At 62.4% G+C, this 20,755-nt stretch carries 17 protein-coding genes and 1 tRNA gene; 5 read left to right on the top strand and 13 right to left on the bottom strand.

Annotation, left to right across the window (positions count from 1 at the left end):
* Positions 1-85: 85 nt before the first annotated feature.
* The 7 genes from ACWNC0_RS18240 to ACWNC0_RS18210 all read right to left on the bottom strand — a co-directional run bounded on the left by ACWNC0_RS18240 (position 86) and on the right by ACWNC0_RS18210 (position 6,267).
* Entirely contained in the window at positions 86-454 is a 369-nt protein-coding gene (locus tag ACWNC0_RS18240) for a c-type cytochrome (protein WP_449473638.1), read from the bottom strand.
* A gap of 29 nt (positions 455-483) precedes the next feature.
* Entirely contained in the window at positions 484-2,550 is a 2,067-nt protein-coding gene (locus tag ACWNC0_RS18235) for a molybdopterin cofactor-binding domain-containing protein (RefSeq protein WP_449473636.1), read from the bottom strand.
* 49 nt (positions 2,551-2,599) lie between these two features.
* A complete protein-coding gene (locus tag ACWNC0_RS18230; protein WP_449473635.1) occupies positions 2,600-3,064 on the bottom strand; it encodes a (2Fe-2S)-binding protein in 465 nt (154 codons plus the stop codon).
* An 822-nt stretch (positions 3,065-3,886) separates the two neighbouring features.
* The gene (locus ACWNC0_RS18225; RefSeq protein ID WP_449473633.1) at positions 3,887-4,267 is read right to left on the bottom strand and encodes a type II toxin-antitoxin system death-on-curing family toxin; all 381 of its coding nucleotides are present in this window, start codon (positions 4,265-4,267) and stop codon (positions 3,887-3,889) included.
* Positions 4,268-4,271: 4 nt separating this feature from the next.
* Entirely contained in the window at positions 4,272-4,499 is a 228-nt protein-coding gene (locus ACWNC0_RS18220) for an AbrB/MazE/SpoVT family DNA-binding domain-containing protein (RefSeq protein ID WP_449474661.1), read from the bottom strand.
* A 109-nt stretch (positions 4,500-4,608) separates the two neighbouring features.
* Entirely contained in the window at positions 4,609-5,646 is a 1,038-nt protein-coding gene (locus ACWNC0_RS18215; RefSeq protein WP_449473632.1) for a tyrosine-type recombinase/integrase, read from the bottom strand.
* Positions 5,647-6,192: 546 nt separating this feature from the next.
* Positions 6,193-6,267, bottom strand: a tRNA-Val gene (locus ACWNC0_RS18210).
* Between the two features lie 125 nt (positions 6,268-6,392).
* On the opposite strand from ACWNC0_RS18210, the gene ACWNC0_RS18205 reads away from it, so the two are divergent.
* Positions 6,393-7,727 (top strand): dicarboxylate/amino acid:cation symporter, encoded by a 1,335-nt coding sequence (locus ACWNC0_RS18205; protein WP_449473631.1) that lies wholly within the window; start codon positions 6,393-6,395, stop codon positions 7,725-7,727.
* Between the two features lie 7 nt (positions 7,728-7,734).
* On the opposite strand, the gene cpdR is transcribed toward ACWNC0_RS18205, so the two are convergent.
* On the bottom strand, positions 7,735-8,112 hold the full coding sequence (gene cpdR / locus ACWNC0_RS18200; RefSeq protein WP_449473629.1) for a cell cycle two-component system response regulator CpdR: 378 nt from the start codon (positions 8,110-8,112) through the stop codon (positions 7,735-7,737).
* A gap of 147 nt (positions 8,113-8,259) precedes the next feature.
* Between cpdR and ACWNC0_RS18195 the strand changes: the two genes are divergently transcribed.
* On the top strand, positions 8,260-9,153 hold the full coding sequence (locus ACWNC0_RS18195) for an N-formylglutamate amidohydrolase (protein ID WP_449473628.1): 894 nt from the start codon (positions 8,260-8,262) through the stop codon (positions 9,151-9,153).
* Between the two features lie 66 nt (positions 9,154-9,219).
* Here ACWNC0_RS18195 and ACWNC0_RS18190 read toward each other — a convergent pair whose 3' ends face one another.
* Positions 9,220-10,524, bottom strand: a complete 1,305-nt coding sequence (locus tag ACWNC0_RS18190) for a sugar MFS transporter (protein WP_449473626.1) — start codon at positions 10,522-10,524, stop codon at positions 9,220-9,222.
* A gap of 165 nt (positions 10,525-10,689) precedes the next feature.
* On the opposite strand from ACWNC0_RS18190, the gene ACWNC0_RS18185 reads away from it, so the two are divergent.
* The gene (locus tag ACWNC0_RS18185; protein ID WP_449473625.1) at positions 10,690-11,784 is read left to right on the top strand and encodes an aldose epimerase family protein; all 1,095 of its coding nucleotides are present in this window, start codon (positions 10,690-10,692) and stop codon (positions 11,782-11,784) included.
* 3 nt (positions 11,785-11,787) lie between these two features.
* A complete protein-coding gene (locus ACWNC0_RS18180) occupies positions 11,788-12,645 on the top strand; it encodes an SMP-30/gluconolactonase/LRE family protein (protein ID WP_449473623.1) in 858 nt (285 codons plus the stop codon).
* A gap of 139 nt (positions 12,646-12,784) precedes the next feature.
* Here the strand turns inward: ACWNC0_RS18180 and ACWNC0_RS18175 are convergent, their stop codons facing one another.
* A complete protein-coding gene (locus ACWNC0_RS18175; RefSeq protein WP_449473622.1) occupies positions 12,785-13,774 on the bottom strand; it encodes a LacI family DNA-binding transcriptional regulator in 990 nt (329 codons plus the stop codon).
* A 541-nt stretch (positions 13,775-14,315) separates the two neighbouring features.
* On the opposite strand from ACWNC0_RS18175, the gene ACWNC0_RS18170 reads away from it, so the two are divergent.
* Complete coding sequence (locus ACWNC0_RS18170) at positions 14,316-16,982, top strand: GAF domain-containing protein (protein ID WP_449473620.1); 2,667 nt, start codon at positions 14,316-14,318, stop codon at positions 16,980-16,982.
* A gap of 169 nt (positions 16,983-17,151) precedes the next feature.
* Here ACWNC0_RS18170 and ACWNC0_RS18165 read toward each other — a convergent pair whose 3' ends face one another.
* The 3 genes from ACWNC0_RS18165 to ACWNC0_RS18155 are packed head-to-tail and all read right to left on the bottom strand — an operon-like array spanning position 17,152 to position 20,677.
* Entirely contained in the window at positions 17,152-17,916 is a 765-nt protein-coding gene (locus ACWNC0_RS18165; protein WP_449473618.1) for a FadR/GntR family transcriptional regulator, read from the bottom strand.
* Between the two features lie 11 nt (positions 17,917-17,927).
* Complete coding sequence (locus ACWNC0_RS18160) at positions 17,928-18,857, bottom strand: Gfo/Idh/MocA family protein (protein WP_449473616.1); 930 nt, start codon at positions 18,855-18,857, stop codon at positions 17,928-17,930.
* A 17-nt stretch (positions 18,858-18,874) separates the two neighbouring features.
* Positions 18,875-20,677: an IlvD/Edd family dehydratase gene (locus tag ACWNC0_RS18155; protein WP_449473615.1), complete on the bottom strand. Its 1,803-nt coding sequence runs from the start codon at positions 20,675-20,677 to the stop codon at positions 18,875-18,877.
* Positions 20,678-20,755 lie beyond the last annotated feature (78 nt).

Genomic DNA, 20,755 nt, shown 5'->3' with positions numbered 1-20,755 from the left:
GGAAGTCGGGTCTGTGGAGCAGCGGCAGACGTTGCGCGATCGCGGCATATTCTGCCGCGATCATCGGTGCCCGCTGAACCCCTCATCATTTGAGCGAGAGGAGATAGGCCACGACTTCCGCACGCTTCTTCGGGTCTGGAATTCCGGCGAACATACGCGTGCCCGGCACCATCTTGCTTGGCGCCGTCAGGAACTTGTCGAGATTTTCGGCGGTCCACTTCACCTTTGATTGTTTCAACGCAGGCGAATAGGCGAAAGCGGTACTGGCAGCCGGTCTATTGCCGACCCCGCCCAGATTTGGTCCCCCTGCGCCCTTCGCGCCGGGTGCGACCGTATGACACATCATGCACCGCTGCTTGAACGTTGCTGCGCCCGCCGCCGCGGGTTGAGCTGCTGCTCCCGCCGACGACATGATCATGGTCACGCCCATAGCCGCCAGTAATTTCTTATGCATCACCCTGATATACCTCATTCGTTGAACGCTCATGCAGACCAGACCGGCATTGCCGACGACACCGGCAGACGGCGGATCCTTTTGCCACCCAACGCGAAAATGGCGTTGGTGATTGCGGGCGCGATACCGGCGGTCCCGACCTCGCCGACACCGCCGGGATCGGCTTCGCTAGCCAGAATCTCGACATCAACTTGTGGTGCCGTCGCCATCGTCATCATCGGAAAATCAGCGAAACTGCTCTGCTCGACAGCACCACCGGCAATAGTGATCTCGCCAGAAAGCGCCGCCCCGGCGCCAAAGATGCACCCGCCCTCGATCTGTGCCTTGACCAGGTCGGGATTTATCACCCTGCCGCAGTCGAGCGCGGCCAGCACCTTGCGTACCCTTATGCCACCTTGCTCCTGCGACACATGCGCCGCCAGTCCACAATAGCTTCCAAACGCATGGAACAGCGACACCCCCCATGCGCCAGATGAGGTTTTGTTGGCTGCCGCCGTCATCATGGTTTCGAGCCGATCCAGAACAGCCAGTGCCCGTTTGTCGCTGAGCATGGCGCGGCGATAGGCCACCGGGTTTGCCTTCGCCGCAAATGCGAGTTCGTCGATGAAGCTCTCCACGACGAACAGGCTGCGGGTGGCGCCGACGCCGCGCCACCAGGATGTCGGAATCCCGGACTCGACACGCTGGAACTCGACCTTGAGGTTGAGCAGATCGTAAAGCGGCTTTGCAGCGCACTCCACTGCGTCGCTGTCCACGCCCTTGAACAACTGTGGATACAGGCGCGCTATGATCGAGGAACCGGCAATGCGATGCATCCAGTCGACCGGTCGCCCCTGCTTATCGAGGACCGCTTCGATACGATCCGCGTAGGCGGGCCGGTACATGTCGTGCTGCATATCCTCCTCCCGTGACCAGATGACTTGGACGGGTCCAGCCACCTGACGGCCGATCTGCACGGCTCGAAGGATGCCATCGATCTCAAGCCGGCGGCCAAATCCGCCACCCATGAGATACACGTTCAGCATGACGCTGGTGACCGGCAGGCCAAGCTGCCCGGCGACGGCCTTGCGCGCTACGGTCGCCACCTGCGTGCCGGTCCAGATGTCACATCGTTCGTTCGTGACGTGAACGGTACAGTTCATCGGCTCCATTGGCGCATGGGCAAGAAACGGCTGCTCATAGGTCGCCGCTATCCGTCGGCCCGTCACCGCACCCGGTTTTCCGACGCTGCTGGCGACGGCTCCCGGCGCCTCAAGCGCCGCGAGCAACGACGCCCGGATCGCGGCGCTATTGATCGTCGCGGACGAACCATTGTCCCATTCCGGTTTAAGCAGAGCGGCCGCCTGCCGCGCGTGTGGCATGGTATCGGCGATGACCGCAACAGCATCGTCCAGCCGCACGATCTGGCTGACGCCCGGTGATGCCTTGGCTGCCGCATCGTCCAACTGCACAAGCTTGCCGCCGAACACCGGGGACTGGATCAGTGTCGCGATGCGTGCACCTGGCACGGCCGCGTCGATGCCGAATACGGCTTCGCCCCGAATTTTCGCGATACCCTCCACACGAGGACTGGTGCGTCCGATCAGCTTGAAATCGGCCGGTTTCTTCAGCGGTACATCACTGGGCACGGGCAGCTTCGCCGCATCAGGGATCAAGTCAGCATAGCTGACGCTGCGGCCACTGGCGTCGTGGCGCACGACCCCGTTGGCTGTCGAACAGCTTTCCGGCTTTACGGTCCACCGCGCGGCAACTGCGGCGACCAGCATTGCTCGCGCCGTCGCTCCGGCATGCCGCATTGGGAGCCAGCCGCTCCGGATCGACTGGGAACCGCCTGTTATCTGCGGCCCGTAGCGTTCTTCGTCCGCCGGAGCCTGCCGAAGGCGCACAGCGTCCATGGCGACGTCCAACTCCTCAGCCACCAACATCGCAAGTCCGGTCTGCGCACCCTGGCCCATTTCAATATGTGCCATCATGATCTCGACCGACCCGTCGGCAAGGATCGTGACCCACGCATTGGGCGCGAATCCGGTTTCTCCCGGCGTCGCGGGAACCTTCGCCAGTAATCGCACCGGGATTACCAGGGCCGCCCCGGCCATCAGACTGGCGCCGATAAAGTGCCTGCGTCCGAAAGCGGGCCGAGATGCATCATCCATGATCATCGGTCTTCGCTGCAAGATGGATCGCCGCCCGGATGCGGGGATAGGTGCCGCAACGGCATAGATTGGTCATTGCTGCATCGATGTCGGCGTCGGTCGGCCGGGGCGTGGACTTCAGCAGCGCTATGGCAGCCATGATCTGGCCGCTCTGACAATATCCGCATTGCACAACGGCCAGCTTTTCCCAAGCCGACTGTACCCGCCGTCCCACGGCATCCGCAGCGGCACCCTCGATCGTCATGATACTGGCGTCCGCGACGGAGGATGTCGGCGTTACGCATGAGCGGCTAGGACTGCCATCGACCAGTACAGTGCAAGCGCCGCACTGGCCCAGCCCGCATCCAAATTTGGTACCTCGCAACGCAAGTTGCTCCCGCAAGCTCCACAGCAAGGGGGTCTCTTCGTCCGCCTCGACCGACACGCTCCGGCCATTCACGGTGATTTTGTGATCCATGTGGCGCATTCCGAATAAGATACCAGCGATAGCTGGTTCGGCATTACACTGGCATATCCCTGATCCTGGTGACGGTGCCAAATCTTTCGTCCCGGGTGCGCGAATGTCACCATCAACGGGCCTGTTCTGTCTACCGATCACCAGCCTGTACCTGCATCCCATTGGAGGGATACGTCCGGCCATGTTGCGCATAGCTAAGGCCTTCGCTCGGCAAGGGATCAGGGCATAATGACGCAAGCCTTCGCGCAGGCGGCGCCTTCCATACCCGTCCCAGGTAAGGGGTTGCCTGCTCGCTGGAGACTGGTCCGAATTTTGGTGAGAAATTCCCGGTTCGGTTTGGCAGAAGCCAGACGAGGAAGTTGGCGTATGAAGACGTCGAGATTTAGCGAGCAGCAGAGGGCGTTCATTTTCAAACAGGCGGAGGATGAACGAGGGTCGAGGAGGTGTGCCGGAAGGCGGGTCTCTCGATCCGCGGTTGGCACGAGGGGCGATGCCGGGTCACCGGACGATCTTCCTGACCGCGCGAACTCGGCGGTCGCGATGACCTCTTGGACGTTGGACGTGTCTTGCGACTGATGTGGTCGCCACAGCGCGTCGCACGGGCGAAACGAACCAATCTCTCGCGAAGTGGCCGCTGATCGAAGCATGTTTCAGTTCAGAGATGCACGAGCAATCACCACCCAGCGGCCGCGCGAACCTTAATTGATGCGTTGGATCGCCACCCGCCCATGCTGCGCGATTATCCCGGGCAACGGAATCTTTTTACATGCGGAATTCCGCTTAGTGGCAGGCGAGGCGAAGACAAGTTGCACCGAACCCAGACTAACGGAGATGCTGGCGGAACCAGTCAGCCATCTCTACCTCTGAGAGTTCGCCGCTAGCAAGGGCGACAAAAGCCACCACTAATTCGGCATCCGTCGCGGCCAAGTCGTATCCGTTAAGCATGAGGAATGTTTCGCTCACCACTGCTGCGGTCCGTTTATTACCGTCTACAAAAGGATGGTTTCGCGCGATGCCGAAAGCATAGGCTGCGGCTAAATCCGCGACGTCAGGTTTGCCGTAATTCGCCAGGTTCACTGGGCGGGCCATGGCACTATTAAGCAGGCCGGGATCGCGTATCCCGTCATCTCCGCCATGCTCCGTCACCTGCTCAGCATGGGCTGCCAAGGCCACCGCTACCGTGACCCAAATCCAGTGTTGCACGGGATTATTTGGCGAGTTCGCGCAACGCGCGTTTGCGCCGAAGCATCACTTCACGGGCTGCGGCCATCTGAGCTTCGAACTCTGGTGCCGCAGTCCTCAGTTCGATGCCCTGGGGAGTCGTTACCATCGAGAGCGTCTCACCCACCTGTACATTGAGGTGCGCCAGAACATCCCGGGGTAGAATGACACCCGCGCTGTTTCCGATCTTGGTAATTTTAAGAGCGCCGTTCATACGCTTGTTATAACGCAAATAGACGTTAATGATCAAGGGTCGGCGGATCAGGAGTGCGTACGCATTGCGCTTCCTGGTCCGCCAGTATGGTGCTTCCTGGATGAGGGGGTCAGCTGAGCCTGTTGATGGACTCGCGCATATGATCCACGCTGACGCTGGAATAGCGCTGGACCATCCGCAGTGACTTCCAGCCGCCCATGTTCATGATGGTGATGAGGTCTATCCCGGCCATCACGCAGTGGGACGCCCAATGGTGGCGCCAGTCATGGACGGTGAAATCCTCGATCCCCGCGCGCGTGCAGGCGGTCGCATGCTGGTTCCTGATCGGGTTGCCGCCGGGGATATTCGCCTTGCGCGTGTCCGAATAAGGCTTGCCAAACCGGTTGAGGAAGACATGGCCCTGTGTCGGCTGTCCTCGTTTTTCCCAGATCGGGTGGAGCACATCGAACACGCGGGAATGCATCGGCACCGACTTGATGACCGCGTTTTTGCTGTGGTTGAGCCGGATGGATCTTTCCTTCATGTCCACTCCATCGACGCCCCACGGGATCTGCAATGCCGTCTGGATCCGCGGACCCTGGAAAGCCAGCATCGTGATGATCGGCTGGATGTGAGGGGAATAGGCGGCGATCAGCCGATCGCGGACCTCCTTGCTGACGAAGCGCACCCGCTCATTGTTGAATGGGATTGCCTTGATCCGCAGCGGCGGGAGGTCGTGCAGATCATAATGGACATTGATCGCCGCCTGAAACACCGAGCGATAACGATCCTGACCGCCCGGGTCATGGCCGGTCAGGTAAGCCCGGCGAAAATGCTCCCACGCCTGCTTCGGCTCGCGCAGGCTGAAGTCGCCGATGAGGCCATTGAGTTTGCCGATGCGCAAGATGTCGGACGCGCAAGGAGGCTTGGCCTTTGTCAGATAGCTGTCGAAGGCATCGGCGATGGTTCCTTGAGCTACGAGCGCAGCGGGACCGAACATGAGCTGGTGGCGCAGCTTCGTTTCATGTTCCGCCATCAGATGGGCCGCCGCATCGCGATCGGTTGTCCTGAGGCTAAACTCCTGGACCTCGATATGCTTGTCGCCAAGCGAAACCGAGCCTCGGATGTAGTATATGCCTTTCTTTCCACGGGTACGGATTGAGAGCATGTGATCTTTTCCAGTCGCATGTGATTTTGCGCCTTCCCCGCACGGATTTTATCCGCATTCCTGAACGTGGGGCACGCCATGTTTCGTGAAGGTCTGGCGCATTCCGGTGCATGCACGGCGGTGGCTATGCCGGGCTGGTGCAGAGTGTCGCGAGACCCGAAGGGGCTTGTGTCTGTTTCGGGGGATCGCGGGCTCTATGGGGGGCGGAGGCGGCGTGTCGTCTTTTGCTTGCTGACGAGATTGCCTGCTCTGCCGTGGCGCAGCACCGTTTTTCTGCCGCAAGATGCGGCTCACGCGCGAATGGGGTGACGACCTGTCCGTGGGTCGACGATGGGGCATCATGAGGCTTTGCGAGACCATGTCGGCGAGGCGCTAGCGAATCGGAATCTCGCTGGGTTCGCCCGGCATTTTCATGCCCAGAATTTGCCCAAAGAGGCGTCGATATGCCCAAAATTTGCCCAAAAATCTCTTGGGCAATGCGGGGGAGGCGACCTCCATCAGGCAAACAAAAACCCCGCCAAATCGTTGATTTGACGGGGTTTTCGATGGTGGGCGTGGCAAGGATTGAACTTGCGACCCCTGCGATGTCAACACAGTGCTCTACCACTGAGCTACACGCCCACGGGAGTTGCGCCAATAGCGGGGGGTGGTGGGGTGTGCAAGCGCGAAATTCGCTTAAAAGCTAATTCTCTGGACAGAGGGAGCGCAGCCCATATTGTGCGGGGAAAACAGGGGGCGCCGTCGGCATGAAGGACATCCACAACGCAGCGGGCGGAGCGACGATGCCACTGCCCTTTTACCGGCAGCTTTACGTGCAGGTGCTCGCCGCCATCGCGATCGGGGTCCTGATAGGCCATTTCTTCCCGCAGACCGGCGTTGCGCTCCAGCCGCTCGGCGACGCTTTCATCAAGCTGGTGAAGATGATCATCGCGCCGGTCATCTTCCTCACCATCGTGACCGGCATCGCGGGCATAAAGGAATTGGGCGCGATCGGGCGGGTGGCGGCAAAGGCATTCGCTTACTTTCTCACCTTTTCCACCCTTGCGCTGATAGTCGGGCTGATCGTTGCCAATGTCGTGCATCCGGGCGCGGGGCTGAACATCGACCCGACGACGCTCGACGCGGGCAAGGTCGCGGAATATCAGCAGCAGGCGCATGACCGGTCGCTCATCGGCTTCCTCATGGACATCATCCCCGCCACGTTGATCTCGGCTGTCGCGGATGGTCACAACATCCTTCAGGTGCTGTTCGTGGCCATATTGTTCGGCATCGCCCTGACCCTGATCGGTGAAAAGGCTGACCCGGTCATGCAGGTCCTGGAATCCGCCAGCCACGCCATTTTCAAGCTGGTGTCGATCCTGATGAAGGCCGCCCCTATAGGGGCGCTCGGCGCCATGGCCTTCACCATCGGCAAATATGGCGTGGGCGCACTTGCGAACCTCGCGGAATTGGTCGCGACCTTCTACCTCACATCCTTGTTGTTCGTGCTGGTCGTGCTGGGCCTCGTCGCCAAGCTGATCGGCTTCAATATCCTGCACCTCATCCGCTATCTGAAGGCGGAACTGTTGCTCGTCCTCGGCACATCTTCATCGGAAGCCGCGCTGCCCAGTCTGATTGAGAAAATGGAAAGGGCAGGGTGCCGCAAGTCGGTCGTCGGGCTGGTTGTGCCGACGGGGTACAGCTTCAACCTCGACGGCACGAACATCTACATGACGCTGGCGGCGCTGTTCATAGCGCAAGCGACCAACGTCCATTTGAGCATCGGCGACCAGATCCTGCTGCTGCTGGTCGCCATGCTGTCCAGCAAGGGCGCGGCGGGCGTCACGGGCGCGGGTTTCATCACGCTCGCCGCCACGCTCTCGATCGTCCCGTCCGTGCCGGTCGCGGGCATGACCCTGATCCTGGGCGTCGATCGGTTCATGAGCGAATGCCGCAGCCTCACCAACTTCGTCGGCAATGCGGTCGCGACGGTGGTCGTATCGGCGTGGGAGAGGGGGCTCGACCGCGAGCGTTTCGCCGCCGCCATGGCGGGCAAGCCACTGCCTCCGACCCCCGACATGGAAGAAGTCGTCCCTGGCTAAGCGGCTTTCAGTTCAGCTCGCTCATGCTGGTGCTGCCGAAAAGCCGGTCGATCTCCAGCACCAGGTCGCGCAGGTGGAAGGGCTTGGACAGCACCTTGGCCTGCGGCACCGCTTTCCCCGCCTTCAACGTCACGGCGGCAAAGCCGGTGATGAACATGATCCGCATATCGGGCGCGACCGTGGCCGCATGCTGGGCCAGCTCGATGCCATCCATCTCGGGCATGACGATGTCGGTCAGCAACAGGTCGAAATGATCGTCGTCGATATGCGGCACGGCCTGCGCGCCGGTGGCGACCGCCACCACCTCATATCCCGACCGCTCCAGCGCGCGGGCGAGATAGACGCGCATGCTGTCATCATCCTCGGCCAGCAAAATTCGAACCATCGCTTGGATCAATCTCGTCTCTGGCCGGTGTCGGCCGATCTCGTGCGGCACCCCTCGCGGGTGGCGCTGTATGCCATTATATGCGACAACCAGCATATATATCCAGCCGGGTAACCATTTTTGCCGCGCCCTGTGGAAGGAGATGATTTGAGCTATCCCGCACCGCGCGCTCCGGCCCAATCCACAGCCTCTCATGATCTTTACGGACCGGACCGCCCGATCGCTCCGGTGGTTATTTCGGTGCCCCATGCCGGGCGCGAATATGCCCCGGCTCTGCTGGGCACCGCCAGAGTCGCACCGGACATATTGCGACGGCTGGAGGATCGCTGGGCGGACCTGCTGGCCCATCCGTTGATCGAACGCGGCTATCATGTGCTGGTGGCGCGCGCGCCCCGCGCGATGATCGACCTCAATCGTCATGAGCGGGAAATCGATCCCGCGATGGTGACGGGCCTGCCCCGCGACGTCCCCCTTCAAAGCAGCGCGAAGCTGCGTGGTGGCCTTGGCCTTCTACCCCGGCGCCTGCCGGGCGCCTATGAACTGTGGCAGCGGCCCATCGGGTGGGACGAAGTCCGTCGGCGGATCGACACGATCCATCGGCCCTATCATGAGGCATTGACGCGGATGCTGCGGGCGGCTCGGGAAGTCCATGGCCACGCCGTGCTGATCGATCTTCATTCGATGCCGCCGCTTCCCGCTGCTGCTGCCGGACAGCCTGCGCCCAGCGTGGTGCTGGGGGATCGCTTCGGCCGGGCTGCGTCGGCGCGGCTCATGACGCTGGCGGCCGATGTGCTGGAGGGGCATGGGCTGACGGTGGCGCAGAATCATCCCTATGCGGGCGACCATATGATCGAACGCCATGGGGATCCGGCCCATGACTTCTACGCCTTGCAGGTGGAGGTTGACCGCAGTCTCTATCTCGATGCCGCCCTGGACAATCCCGGCCCCGGCCTGCCAAGGGTTCAGACGGCCATCAGATCCCTGATCGACGCGCTGGCCAGCGAAGCGCCACGCGCCGCCTATCCACTCGCCGCTGAATAGCCAGATATGCAGAAGGCCGGGGCGCTACCTGCACCCCGGCCTTCGCTTGATACCGCTATGCGCGCATCATTCCAGATGCTGATCAGGCAGCGCGTGCGTGGGCCTTGAACCCCAAAGGGCATAGAAGAGGATGTAGAGTTCGCAGACGGCCGTCAGCAGGAAGCTGTTTTGCAAGCCATAATTGTCGGCCAGCCATCCCTGCACCACCACCAGCGACCCGCCAGCGATCGCCATGATCAGCAGTCCCGATCCTTCCTCGGTCAGCGGCCCCAGGCCACGAATGCCCAGAGTGAAGATGGTCGGGAACATGATCGAATGGCCCAGGCCCACCAGAATCAGCGCCCACATGGCGACCGGCCCGTGGCTGAAGACCGCGACAAGCATCACGATGAACGATCCGGTCGCGAAGGCCGCCAGCACCTTGCCCGCGTCCACCTTCTGCATGATCGCCGATCCCACGAAACGGCCGACCATCATGCCGCCCCACAGGAAGCTCAGATAGCGGCCTGCCTGCTCATGGGTCAGGTTGGCGATGTCAGGCTGGCTGACAAAATTCACGAAGAGGTTGGCGACGCCGATCTCCGCGATCAGGTAAATGAAGATGGCGGGGACGCCGAAGACCAGGTTGCGATGCGCCCAGAGCGAGTGGTTCTTGCGGTCCTCCTTCGCCAGACGCGAGGTGGACGAACCCATGGCGGGCAGGGGAAAGCGAGCGATCACGATCGCCAGCACCAGCAGGACCGCGGCAACCAGGCCGTAGGGCAGGATCACCGATTGCGCATCGGCCAACCGTTCCGCCTGGGTCAGGACGACGTCCGCGCTCGCCGTGCCGCCCTTTGATCGGCCAAGGATCAGATAGGCGCCGAACAGCGGAGCGAGCATCGTACCAGCCGAGTTCATCGCCTGCACCAGATTGAGGCGTGACGACGCTGTCTCCGGCTTGCCGACGACCGCCACATAGGGATTGGCGGCCACCTGCAACAGCGTGATGCCGCTGGCGATGATGAACAACATGGCCAAGGTGACGCCATAGGATGGCAGGCTGGCCGCCAGCATCATGCCCAATGCTCCCGCCGCCATGATCAGCAGCCCGATCACCAGCGCCTTTTGATAGCCGACGCGTTCGATCAGCTTGGCCGAGGGGATGGATGCCACGAAGTAGGCGATGAACCAGACGGACTCGATCAACGTTGTCTGGGTATAGTTCAGTTCGAACACGCTGCGCAGATGCGGCAGCAACGTGTTGTTGATGACGGTGATAAAGCCCCACATGAAGAACAGGCTGGCCAGCAGCGTCAGGGCAGGCCCGTACCGGGTGGCGGGGTGGTCGCCCGCCGTCAGAGTGGCTGATGATGAGGGAGGTGCAGGCATTCATCTTCTCCAACAGGCGCCAACAGGCTTGTGCTGCTTCAATTTGTCCGAGTATATAGCTGCCGGTCGGGCGTCAATATACTCCGGCGGTAAGGGGATCGTATGCAGAGGGGCTGGATCAGCCATGCTTTTCGAACATCGCCGTCCTATTATTTTGCGTGTCTGATGGCAAGCACGTCAGCCTGGGCGGGTGAAGCCAGCCGCGCCCCCGCAGGACAGCTTCCAGACGGCACGGCGGTCGAAGCCATCACGCTTTCCAACGACCACGGCGTTTCGGCCCGCATTCTTACCTATGGCGCGACTTTGCAATCGCTGACGGGGCCGGATCGGGATGGCAAGCAGGCCGACGTGCTGCTCGGTTATGATGATCTGGCGGGCTATCTGGCTCGGCCCGATTATTTTGGGGTGACCGTTGGCCGCTATGCCAACCGCATCGGGCATGGCCGGTTCACTCTGGATGGTCAGACCTACCAGCTGCCCCTCAATGACAAGGGCAATACGCTGCACGGCGGCGGCAAGGGGTTCGACAAGCAGGTGTGGAAGGTCGTGTCGGTTCGCCGCGAACCGCGGCCCGAAGTCGTCCTCTCCTACAGCAGCCCGAATGGGGAGGCGGGCTATCCCGGCCAGCTTGACACCCGCATCAGCTACGCACTGGACGAAAGCGGCGGCCTGACCATCAGTTTCGAGGCGAAGGCGAGCAAGCCCACGATCGTCAATCTCACTAACCATGCCATATTCAATCTGGCGGGCGAGGGGGCACCGGGCGGCGCCCTTGGTCATTTGCTGACGATACCCGCCAAAGCCTACACGCCCGTCGATGCGGGACTCATTCCCACCGGCGAGATCAGGCCGGTCGCGGGAACGTCGTTCGACTTCCGCGTCCCTCGCCGCGTGGACGATGCCGTGCGCGACGGCGCCGATCAGCAAATCAGTTTCGGGCGGGGCTATGATCATAATTGGGTGTTGGACAAGGGGCAGACGGCGACGCCGGAACTGGCTGCGCGTCTTGAGGACCCTGGGTCAGGACGCGTGCTTGAAGTGCTGAGCACGGAGCCTGGACTTCAATTCTACTCCGGCAATTTTCTCGACGGGACATTCCTTGGTAAAAACAGTCATCTCTATCGCATGGGCGACGGCTTCGCGCTTGAGCCACAGAATTTCCCCGATGCGCCAAATCACCCAAATTTCCCTTCGGCTCGGGTCGATCCCGGCAAGCCCTATCGCCACGTCATGATCTATCGCCTCTCGGTAAAGCGCTGACCCATGGCGCAGTGGCAACTCATCAAGCGCGACATTCGCGATCAGCTGGGCGAGGGCACCCTTTGGTCCGCGCGCGACAATGCGGTTTATTGGACCGACATCGTCGCCCCCGCGCTCAATCGCCTGTCGCTGGCGGATGGCCGCATAGACCGCTGGGTCATGCCGGAACCGATCGGCTGGGTCGCCGAGCGGCAGGGCGGCGGCTTCATCGCCGGATTGCAGAGCGGCTTCGCGCGGCTCTCCCTCGATCCGCTGACGATCGAGCCGTTCGGCGACCCTGAACAGCATTTGCCCGGCAATCGCATGAACGATGGCAAGGCGGATGCGGAAGGACGCATCTGGTGCGGCACGATGGACATGGCGGAGAAGGAGGATAGCGGGGCCTTCTACCGGCTGGACCCGGACGGTCGCTGGACCCGGATGGACAGCGGCTATCGCGTGCCCAACGGCCCTGCCTTTTCCCCCTGCGGCAACTGGCTTTATCACACCGACAGCGTGCGCCGAACCGTCTACCGCTTCGCCCGCACCGAAGGCGGCGGCCTTTCCGCGCGAGAAGTCTTCATCCAGTTCGGCGACGCGGACGGCTATCCCGACGGCATGACGGTGGATGCCGAAGGACATCTCTGGATCGCGCATTGGAGCGGCAGCCGCATCAGCCGCTTCACTCCGGATGGCAAGCTGGACCGTGCCATCGCGTTGCCCGCGCAGCAGGTGACGAACATCTGTTTTGCAGGCCCCGCGCTCGATCGCATGTTCGTGAGTTCGGCGGCCGTCGGATTGCCGGACAGCGACTATGACGGCGGCCTGTTTGAGGTCGATGCCGGTGTGAAGGGCATGCCGACGCCGCTCTACGCAGGCTAGGGCGTGTGGGGCTTCAGCCCATGATGGGCTGCAAATGGCGACTTTCTGCGCTTCCGGTGCTCACGTACTGAAGTACGCTGCGCGCCGGTGCTCGAAATTCACCATTTTCGCCTCGCCCTGAACTGAATCCCCACACACCCTAGGCAGTCGGCGGCGCGGAACTTTCGCGCCGCACCAGCTCGAAATCGAACTGCGGCGCCTTGGCGGGTCGGTTGATCAGCGCGTCGATCACGGCCGCGCCCATCTGCGCCAGCGGCTGCCGCACGGTCGTGAGCGGCGGCCAGGCTGTCGCGCTGGCGGGCGTATCGTCGAACCCGACCACCGAAAGATCATCCGGCACCCTCAGGCCCCGCTGCCGCGCCAGTTGCAGAACGCCCAGCGCCATGTCGTCGTTGGTCGCAAAGATCGCGGTCGGCGGCTCTGCCAGCCCCAACAGCATCTCGCCCGCCGCGATCCCCGACGGATAATCAAACCCGCCCTCGACGAACAATTCAGGCTCCTCCGCCAGCCCCGCTGCCGCCAGCCCCTCACGAAACCCGTCCACGCGATGCGTCGCCGCCTCATGGCCGGACGGCGGCGTGATGACGCCGATCCGGCGATGACCAAGGCCAAGCAGATGATCGGCCACCATCCGCCCCGCAGCCCATTCCGGCGTCACGATATTCAGGCTCTGCGCCCCATTCGGCCCCGCTATCCGGGCGCAGGGCAGCTTCTTGCGGGCCAGCCATTCCAGCACGGCGGGATCGTCGGACAGGGGAGGCGCGAGGAATACGCCATCCGGACGCAGCGCCGCCGCAAGCCCCTCCAATATGTCGAACCGCTCCTCACCCGCCAACGGGATCAGCTCGACCACCAGATGATAGCCCAGTTCCCGGCACCGGTTGACGGCGCCTGCCTGGATGCCGCTGATGTAGCTTGCCACCGGATTATTGTAGAGGAAGGCGATCATGAACGACCGTCCGCCAGCCAGCCTCCGCGCGGACTGGTTCGGGCGATAGTCCAGCTCCGCTATCGCCGCGGTCACCCGGTCCCGCAGTTCCTCGCTGACATTGGGCGCCTTGTTGACCACGCGCGAGACCGTCTTGATCGAAACGCGCGCCAGTGCCGCCACGTCATGGATGCTGGCCATGAAACTCCCGGCGAATTTCGCCCAATCCTGTGTGACAGCCCCGACGCATTCTTCCGGCCTTGGCACGGAAATGCCGCCCAGCACAAGGCTGAGGCGCAGGGGCCAAGGATCGCGTCCGGATTTTCGGCTCAAGACAGCAAAAAGGGACTTGATCGATCATCGCAAATGTCTAAAGAAAGACAGCGTTGTCATTCCCTGAATGGCGATGAGGTCATCCCGGACAGCTATGGGCTAACTGCACGAGCACGCGGCTGTCCGGGATGCGCTTTCCCTTCATTACCGAAAACCTCGGCGGGCATCTGGCGCAGGCGATCCATGTCCGCCATGCCGCCTCCCGGCCATTTTGCTGAACGACGCGAATCGATCGTGCAGCCTCGGCGTGATCATAACCGATTGCCCGCCTCGCCGCCCTGACCTTCATCAACCCCGGTTTATGCAATCAGGGTTAAGAGCTTTTCAACATCTTGCGGCAATTCGGGCGGTTGGCGGTTCAAAAACAAAGCGTTATGCTGGGGCGTCCCAATTTCCGAAAGCTGCTTTGTTGGACACGTTGCTGCCTGCTCAAGACGCTCCTCACCGATGGACGCCATTGTTCGCGGCAGCGGAGCGTCTGGCGAACGCCCGTTCGCTGGAGGACGTGGTGGAAGTCGTGCGGACGGCGGCGCGTACCATCGCAGGGGCGCAGGGCATCACGGTCGTGCTGGCGGAGGGCGATGACTGCCTATACGTCGCCGAAGATGCCGTCGAACCCCTCTGGAAGGGGCAAAGGTTCCCACGTTCGGCCTGCGTTTCCGGCTGGGTGATGGCGCATGGGGAGGCGGCGGTCATCCCCGATATTTTCGCCGACGCGCGCGTCCCCCATCATCTGTACAAGGACAGCTTCGTCCGCAGCATGGTGATGACGCCGGTCGAAACCGGATCGCAGCCGATGGCGATCGGGGCTTATTGGGCGCACGCAAATGCGCCGGACGATTTCTCGGTCGACTTGCTCGGCCAGCTTGCCCGGCTTGTCGGGGCCGCCGTGCGCAATGTGTCGTTGCAGACCTCGTTCGAGATCATCAATCGCATAGGCGCCGCCGTGGCTGCCGAGCCGAATCTGGACATAGTCGTTCAGACGATCACCGACGCCGCCGTGGAACTGACCGGCGCTGAATTCGGCGCCTTTTTCTATAATCTCATCGACCAGCATGGTGAGAGCTACATGCTCTACAGCCTTTCGGGCGTTCCAAGGGAAGCCTTTGCCGACTTTCCCATGCCGCGCAACACGGCCGTTTTCGCACCCACTTTCCTGGGCGAGGGCATCGTCCGGTCCGATGACATCCGGCAGGACGCCCGTTATGGTCATAACGCCCCGCACAAGGGCATGCCGCCCGGCCACTTGCCCGTCACCAGCTATCTCGCGGTGCCGGTCATCTCGCAAAGCGGCGAAGTGCAGGGCGGCCTCTTCTTCGGTCATCATCTGCCCGGCCGCTTCACCGCCGAACATGAAAAGATCATGGCCGGGGTCGCCGGGCACGCGTCGATCGCCATCGATAATGCCCGCCTCCATCATAAGGCGCAGCGGGAAATCGCGGCGCGAACGGTGGCGGAAGGAGAATTGCGCCAGCTGAACGCCACGCTGGAACAGCGGATCGAACAGCGCACCGAACAGATTCGCGCCGCCTTCCGCGAACTCGAACAAAGCGAACGGCGCTTCGGCCTGCTGGTCCAGGGCGTGACCGATTACGCCATGTGCATGCTGGACGCGAACGGCACGATCACCAACTGGAACGCTGGGGCGGAACGGATCAAGGGCTATACGGCCCATGAAATCGTCGGGCGTCACTTCTCCTGCTTCTACACCGATCCGGACCAGCAAGCGGGCATGCCAGCCCACACCCTTCAGGTCGCGGCTAGCGCCGGGCGGTTTGAGGCTGAAGGCTGGCGCGTGCGCAAGGACGGGTCCGAATTCTGGGCCAGCATCATCGTCGATGCCATTCATGACGATCAGGGCCATCTGATCGGATTTGCAAAGGTGACGCGCGATCTCACCGAAAAACGGGCGGTCGAGGAACAACTGCGTCAGGCGCAGAAGATGGAGGCGGTGGGACAACTTACCGGCGGTATCGCACACGACTTCAACAATCTGCTGACCGTGATCAACGGCAATATCGAACTGGCCGAACGCAATCTGGAAAAGGGATCGGACCCGGCCAAGATCAGCCGCGCGATCGCCAATGCGCGGCAGGGGGCGGAGCGTGCTGCGTCGCTCACCCAACGGCTGCTCGCTTTTTCCCGGCGGCAACCCTTGTCGCCCAAGCCGCTGTATCTCGACCGGGTAGTGGATGGGCTTTCGGATCTGCTGAAGCGCGCCTTGGGTGAACTTATCGAGCTGAAAACGGTGAGCGGGCCGCATCTATGGCTGGTAGAGGCTGATCCCAACCAGATCGAAAGCACGCTGCTCAACCTCGCGGTGAATGCCCGCGATGCCATGGCGGACGGCGGGACGCTGACGATCGAAACCGGCAACGCACATTTGGACAGCGGCTATGCCGCCGCTTGTGGTGACGTGACGCCGGGCAATTATGTGATGGTTGCGGTCAGCGACACCGGCACGGGCATGGCGCCCCCCGTGCTGACGCGCATCTTCGAACCCTTTTTCACCACCAAGGAAATCGGCCGGGGCACGGGGCTCGGCCTCAGTCAGGTCTACGGCTTCGTCAAGCAGTCGGGCGGCCATGTCGAAGTGCTGTCGAAACAGGGGCAGGGGACCACGGTAAAAATCTACCTGCCGCGCTTTATCGGAGAGGCGGATGAGGCGCAGGAAGAAAAGGCCGCCCCGCACGACCTGTCAGCCAATGGGGAAACCATATTGGTGGTGGAAGATGACGACGGCGTGCGTGCCTATTCCGTCGAGACTCTGCGCGAACTTGGCTATCGAGCTCTGGAGGCAGCCGACGGCAACGCCGCACTGCGCCTGATCGAAGCGGATGATCAGCCGATCGACCTGCTTTTCACCGATGTGGTCATGCCGGGAATGTCCGGCAAGGAGTTGAGCGAAAAGGCCCGCGCATTAAGGCCCGACCTCAAGATTCTCTATACCAGCGGCTACACCCGCGATGGTTTCCTGCGCGACGGAAAGCTGGACCCGGACATCGCCTTGCTTGCAAAACCGTTCACGCTACAGGAACTGGCAAGTCGCCTTCGGGACCTCATCGATCAAAGCTGATCGGTTGGCGTCACGGCCCGCTTCACAAAACGACACCCCCGTCCCGTCATCCCAGCGAAAGCTGGGATCTCAGGAGTGCAGTACCATTTCGCCCAAGATCCCAGCTTTCGCTGGGATGACGTAAAGTGTCGATGCGCGTAGATTCGGGCTCACCCTCCGATAGCGCCCATCAAGAACCCACCCCCGGCCCGGAAAGCGCAACATCCATATCCGCCAGCGCCAGCCGCAGCAGCTCCGCCATCGCCGATCGCGCCCCGTCCGCATCCCGCAAAGCAATCGCATCGAACACCGCGCGATGATCCCCGAAAGGATCGCGCGGCGGCGACTTCTTCCGCTGCTTGAATGTCGTGGTCCAGCTGACCGCCGCGCCCACCGAACTTGCCAGCGCAGCCAGAGCGTCATTTCGCGTCGCGGCAAGGATGGCATGGTGAAAACGCTGGTCGGCCGCGCGTCCTTCTTCGGACGAAAGGCCATGATCGCGCATGCCCATGAGCGCCTGTTCCATCGCCAAAAGCTGCGCATCGGTGCGCCGCCGCGCCGCCAGTTCCGCCGCAGCTGGCTCTATGACGCCGCGCAGTTCAAACAAGTCACGGACGAAGGCGGGGTCGGGTTCTCCCGCGAACATCCAGGCGAGCATCTCCGGGTCCAGCACATTCCAGCGGCTGCGCGGCAGGACGCGCGTGCCAGCCTTGGGGCGACTTTCCAGCATGCCCTTGGCCACCAAAATGCGTACCGCTTCCCGATAGGCGGTGCGGGACACGCCCAGCCGTTCGGCGGCTTCGATCTCACCTTCGAAAATATCGCCGGGCTTGTGGACTCCCGCGACGATGGCAGTGCCAAGCTGCCGGGCAATGGCCTGATGAATGCGAAGGCCGCCTTCCTCATGTCCGAACTTGCGTTCGGCTGGACGCCGGTCTTCCCTCCCCAATGCCATGCTCCTTTTGTCTAATCGTCGAACGCCGCCGTAGGGCAATGCCGCCCACAAAGGAAGGCGTCAGCCACCAGTCGCAGGGGACTGGTATCCGCATCGATCGCGCCCTGGCCCGCCAGCTCAACGAACAGGCGATACATATCGGGATATTCATGGTCGGGCGCCTGCACCATGACGTCCCCGTTCAGCGTCAGGCGGTTTCCGCCCTCTGACAGGATCAGCCCGCCATCGTCTGTCTCGACCGCAATGTCCCATGTCTGCGGACCTGTCTGCCGCCAGTCGAACGCTGCATCGACCGGCGCGCCCGACGCGCTTGCCATCTTCAGGGCGGCGGCGATGGGGGCGTCCTTATTGGCAGGAACTTCCAGGCTGGCGGACAGCATCGTCACCGGCTCCGGCATGATTTCGGTCAGGATCGACAGCGCATTGATGCCCGGATCGAACACGCCAAAGCCGCCCGCTTCCCAAATCCACGGCTGGCCCGGATGCCAGTGCCGCACATCTTCCCGCCACTCGATCGACACGCGCGTGACCTTGCGCACGGCGAGCCATGCCTTCGCCTGTCCCACGGCGGCGGCATGGCGACTGTGCCAACTCGCATAGAGCGTCACGCCCTGCGCCTTCGCCAGAGCGATCAGCGCCTCGACCTCCGTCACCGTCGCGCCGGGGGGCTTTTCCAGAAACACATGCTTGCCCGCCAATATGGCCTTGCGCGCGGCTTCGTACCGCACCTGCGGCGGCTGGCACAGGATCACCGCATTCATGTCCGGTTCTTCCGCCAGCATCGCGTCGAGCGTAGGGTAATTGTTCACCCCGTCCGCCTGAGCGTTGCGGCTGGCGACCGCGACCAGATCGATGCCGCTTGTCTGTTCGATAGCGGGCAGATGCTGATCGCGGGCGATCTTGCCCAAGCCAACCAGCCCCGCCTTGATGATGCCGCTCATGCCGCTTCCCTTAACTCTTAGTGATTGTCGCGCGGCAGACCCTGCGTCTGGGCAATCCGCTGGAACTTCTCCGCACCCTCCAGGATCGCGCCCTTGTCCAGCTGCCCGACCAGCGCGCGCTGAATCTCCTGCCACGGCGTCTGCGAAGCGGGATAGGCATAGCCGCCCTCAGCTTGCAACGCCGCACGCCGCGCTTCCAGTTCCTCTTCGGGAATAAGCACATTCACCGTCCGCGCCTTCAGGTCCATCCGCACCCGGTCCCCGGTCTTCAGCAGCGCCAGCCCGCCCATCGCCGCAGCCTCCGGCGAAGCGTTGAGGATCGACGGGCTCCCCGAAGTCCCCGATTGCCGCCCGTCGCCGATGCAGGGTAGGGCGGACACGCCTTCGGTGATCAGGTAAGCGGGCGGACGCATGTTCACCACCTCCGCCGCGCCCGGATAGCCGATCGGCCCCGCGCCGCGCATGAACATCAGCGTTTCGGGCGTGATGCCCACCGCCGGATCGTCGATCCGCGCATGATAATCCTCCGGCCCGTCGAACACGACCGCCGGCCCCTCGAAGGCATTGGGATCGTCAGGATTGGAAAGGTATCGCTGCCGGAATTCCTCGCTGATGACGCTCGTCTTCATGATCGCCGCGTCGAACAAATTGCCCGACAGCACCAGGAATCCCGCTTCCTCCTTCAACGGCTGGGCAAAAGGACGGATGACATTCTCATCCTCGATTCCGACATCCCGGCAATTCTCGCCCATCGTCCGCCCGTTGACCGTCATCGCGCCCTCGCGGATCAGGCCCTGCGCGATCAGCTGCCCCACGACCGCAGGCACGCCCCCGGCATGATAATAATCCTCGCCCAGATATTCGCCCGCCGGTTGCAGGTTCACCAGCAGCGGCACGTCATGCCCCACCGTCTCCCAATCCTTCAGCGGCAATTCGACGCCAACATGCCGGGCGATCGCCGCCAGATGGATCGGCGCATTGGTCGATCCGCCGATCGCCGAATTCACCAAGATCGCGTTATGAAAGGCATCCAGCGTCAATATGTCGGACGGCTTCAGATCCTCCGCCACCATCTCCACGATCCGCTTGCCAGTGCGCCACGCCGCCTCCTGCCGGTCGCGATAGGGAGCAGGGATAGCCGCCGACCCCGGCAACATCATCCCCAGCGCCTCGGCCAGCGAATTCATCGTCGTAGCCGTGCCCATCGTGTTGCAATAGCCAGTCGAAGGCGCCGACGAAGCGACGAGCTTGATAAAGCCCTCATCATCGATCTTCCCCGCCGCCAGCAGCTGCCGCGCATGCCAGACGATCGTGCCCGATCCCGTCCGCTGCCCCTTGTACCAACCGTTCAGCATCGGCCCGACCGACAGCGCGATCGCGGGAATATTCACCGTCGCCGCCGCCATCAACAGCGCAGGCGTCGTCTTGTCGCACCCCGTCGTCAGCACCACGCCGTCGATTGGATAGCCGTACAGCGCCTCGACCAGCCCCAAATAGGCAAGGTTGCGGTCCAGCCCCGCCGTCGGCCGCTTGCCCGTCTCCTGGATCGGATGCACCGGAAATTCGAGCGCGATCCCGCCCATCTCGCGAATCCCCTCGCGGATGCGCTCGGCCAGCACCAGATGATGCCGGTTGCAGGGCGACAGGTCGCTCCCCGTCTGCGCGATGCCGATGATCGGCTTGCCGCTGCGCAGTTCCTCCAGGCTCAACCCGAAGTTCAGGTAACGCTCCACATAGAGCGCCGTCATGTCGATATTGTCGGGATTGTCGAACCAGGCGCGGCTGCGCAATTTCCGGTTGGGCTGAGACGAAGCGGCCATGAGAGTTCCTGAAAGACATGAGGTGCGCGACGCATTGACGCTATCGACCGTTGCATATACTCATACAAATAAGCAGAC

It is taken from the genome of Sphingobium chungangianum (assembly GCF_977014255.1).
This window is presented reverse-complemented; position numbering and strand designations above follow the sequence as displayed.

What these genes read in the sequence shown, in the direction of transcription:
- ACWNC0_RS18155 (WP_449473615.1), bottom strand. Translation starts at nt 20,677, where the DNA reads ATGGCCGCTTCGTCTCAGCCCAACCGGAAATTGCGCAGCCGCGCCTGG.
- ACWNC0_RS18175 (WP_449473622.1), bottom strand. Translation starts at nt 13,774, where the DNA reads ATGGCCAGCATCCATGACGTGGCGGCACTGGCGCGCGTTTCGATCAAG.
- ACWNC0_RS18185 (WP_449473625.1), top strand. Translation starts at nt 10,690, where the DNA reads ATGGCAAGCACGTCAGCCTGGGCGGGTGAAGCCAGCCGCGCCCCCGCA.
- ACWNC0_RS18240 (WP_449473638.1), bottom strand. Translation starts at nt 454, where the DNA reads ATGCATAAGAAATTACTGGCGGCTATGGGCGTGACCATGATCATGTCG.
- ACWNC0_RS18215 (WP_449473632.1), bottom strand. Translation starts at nt 5,646, where the DNA reads ATGCTCTCAATCCGTACCCGTGGAAAGAAAGGCATATACTACATCCGA.
- ACWNC0_RS18205 (WP_449473631.1), top strand. Translation starts at nt 6,393, where the DNA reads ATGAAGGACATCCACAACGCAGCGGGCGGAGCGACGATGCCACTGCCC.
- ACWNC0_RS18180 (WP_449473623.1), top strand. Translation starts at nt 11,788, where the DNA reads ATGGCGCAGTGGCAACTCATCAAGCGCGACATTCGCGATCAGCTGGGC.
- ACWNC0_RS18230 (WP_449473635.1), bottom strand. Translation starts at nt 3,064, where the DNA reads ATGGATCACAAAATCACCGTGAATGGCCGGAGCGTGTCGGTCGAGGCG.
- ACWNC0_RS18190 (WP_449473626.1), bottom strand. Translation starts at nt 10,524, where the DNA reads ATGCCTGCACCTCCCTCATCATCAGCCACTCTGACGGCGGGCGACCAC.
- ACWNC0_RS18220 (WP_449474661.1), bottom strand. Translation starts at nt 4,499, where the DNA reads ATGAACGGCGCTCTTAAAATTACCAAGATCGGAAACAGCGCGGGTGTC.
- cpdR (WP_449473629.1), bottom strand. Translation starts at nt 8,112, where the DNA reads ATGGTTCGAATTTTGCTGGCCGAGGATGATGACAGCATGCGCGTCTAT.
- ACWNC0_RS18235 (WP_449473636.1), bottom strand. Translation starts at nt 2,550, where the DNA reads ATGGCCGGGGCGGCCCTGGTAATCCCGGTGCGATTACTGGCGAAGGTT.
- ACWNC0_RS18160 (WP_449473616.1), bottom strand. Translation starts at nt 18,857, where the DNA reads ATGAGCGGCATCATCAAGGCGGGGCTGGTTGGCTTGGGCAAGATCGCC.
- ACWNC0_RS18165 (WP_449473618.1), bottom strand. Translation starts at nt 17,916, where the DNA reads ATGGCATTGGGGAGGGAAGACCGGCGTCCAGCCGAACGCAAGTTCGGA.